This is a genomic window from Pseudomonas sp. S12(2018) (genome assembly GCF_024355235.1).
Lineage (GTDB): Bacteria > Pseudomonadota > Gammaproteobacteria > Pseudomonadales > Pseudomonadaceae > Aquipseudomonas > Aquipseudomonas palmensis.
Genome location: NZ_QLAD01000023.1, coordinates 1 through 2,261 on the forward strand (window position 1 = coordinate 1; position 2,261 = coordinate 2,261).

Annotated in this window: 2 protein-coding genes; both read left to right on the top strand. The window is 63.4% G+C overall.

The window, feature by feature from the left end; translation table 11 throughout:
- The coding region (locus DN388_RS25320; protein WP_255002870.1) for a phosphopantetheine-binding protein at positions 1–911 on the top strand (911 nt) is incomplete at its 5' end.
- On the top strand, positions 911–2,261 hold a 1,351-nt coding region (locus tag DN388_RS25325; RefSeq protein WP_255002872.1), incomplete at its 3' end, for a condensation domain-containing protein. The genes DN388_RS25320 and DN388_RS25325, both read left to right, overlap by 1 nt.

The window sequence follows — 2,261 nt, forward strand, 5'->3', positions numbered from 1 at the left end:
CTCACTGGACCTGCCGCGAGGAAGGCAAGGATGGCGTACCGATCGGCCAGCCGATTGCCAACCTGCAGACCTACATCCTCGGCGACGACCTGGGGCTGTTGCCGGCGGGCGTCACCGGTGAACTCTACCTGGCCGGCGAAGGCCTGGCGCGGGGTTACCACCGCCGCGCCGCACTGACTGCCGAGCGCTTTGTCACCAGCCCGTTCGGCGAAGGCAAGCGCCTGTACCGCACCGGCGACCTTGCCTGCTACCGCACCGACGGCGTGATCGAATACCGCGGGCGTATTGATCATCAGGTGAAGATCCGCGGCCTGCGCATCGAGCTGGGTGAAATCGAGGCACGCCTGATGGCACTCGATGCCGTGCGCAAAGCGGTGGTGCTGGCGATCGAGGGTGCCACCGGCCAGCAACTGGTGGGGTATGTGGTGCCAAGCGCTGGTACCGGGCAGGACGACCTGCGCGAGCACCTCAGGCACGCACTGAATGCACATCTGCCGGACTACATGATCCCGGCGCAATGGGTATGGCTGAAGCAGATGCCGCTGAGCCCGAACGGCAAGCTGGAGCGCAAGGCGCTGCCCAAGCCCGATGCCAGCCAGCTGCAACGCGAATATGTGGCCCCGCAAAGCGAGCTGGAGCAGCGCATTGCTGCCATCTGGCAGCACGTGCTCGGCTGCGAGCGCATCGGCCTGCACGACAACTTCTTCGAACTGGGTGGACATTCCTTGATGGTGATTCGCGTGATGTCACGCATGCAACTGGATGTGGGGATACAGGTGAGCCCGCACGAGCTGTTCCAATTCCCTGTCCTGGGTGATTTCACTGCGCAGGTGGCGCAACTCGGTGCTCAGGTCGACACCACGAAACTCAGCAAACTCGAAGCACTGTTCGACGAATTGGAGGAAGTGTGATGGACAAGGACATGGCTGCACGGATCGCCAAGCGATTCATCACCCTCCCGCTGGACAAGCGCAAAGTGTTTCTCGAAAAAATGCTCGGCGAAGGCGTGTCGCCGGCCAACCTGCCGATCCCGCAGGTGCAGTCGGAGGTCGAGACGGTTCCGCTGTCCTTCGCACAGGAGCGTCAGTGGTTCCTCTGGCAGTTGGAGCCGCAGAGTGCGGCCTACCACATCTGCATTGCGCTGCGCATGAAGGGCCCGTTGAACGCGAACGCGCTGGAGCGCAGTTTCAATGCCCTGGTGGCACGCCACCAGGCCCTGCGCACCACCTTCACCCAGACCCACGACGGCCCGGTGCAGCGCATTGCCCCGCACCTGACGCTGGACATTGCGCGTCATGTGCTGGACACCCAGACAGAGGCGGCGGTTCTGGCCTTTGTCCAGGCGCAGACACAGGCCCCGTTCGACCTGGAGCACGGCCCTCTGTTGCGCATCGCGTTAGCATCCTCGGCGCCGGACGAGCATGTGCTGGTGCTGATTCAGCACCACATCGTGTCGGACGCCGCCTCGCTGGAGATCATGGTCAGCGACCTGGTGCAGTTGTATGCCGGCTACAGCCAGGGGCGCGAGGTGACGTTGCCCGAGCTGCCGATCCAGTACGCCGACTACGCCATCTGGCAGCGACGCTGGATGGAAGCCGGCGAACGTGAGCGGCAGTTGCAGTACTGGACTGAAAAGCTCGGTGGCGAGCAGTCGGTGCTGGAGTTGCCACTGGACCGCCCGCGCCCCTCCGAGCAAAGCCACCGCGGAGCGCGCCTGGATGTCGACCTCGATCACACCGTCGCCCAGCGTCTCAAACACCTGGCCCAATCGCACAACGTGACCCCTTTCATGCTGTTGCTGGCCTCATTCCAGACCCTCCTGCACCGCTACAGTCGTCAGGCGGACATCCGCGTCGGCGTGCCAGTGGCCAACCGCAACCGGGTCGAGACCGAGGGTCTGATCGGCTTCTTCGTCAACACCCAGGTCTACAAGGCCGACTTCAGCACCGCATCGAGCTTTGAGGCACTGTTGCAGCAGGTGAAGCAGACGTCGCTCGAAGCACAGCAGTTTCAGGAGTTGCCTTTCGGCTACCTGGTCGAAGCGCTGCAACCCACCCGCAGCATGAGCGTCACACCGCTGTTCCAGGCCATGTACAACCATCGCGGGCTGGTCAATGAAACGCGGCAGGCATCAGACCACTCGGATGCGCTGCAGGTCGAAAACCTGCAGTGGGACACCCACAGCGCGCAGTTCGACCTGACGCTCAACACCGCCGAATCGCCGACTGGCTTCTCGGCAAGCTTCACGTATGCCACCGATC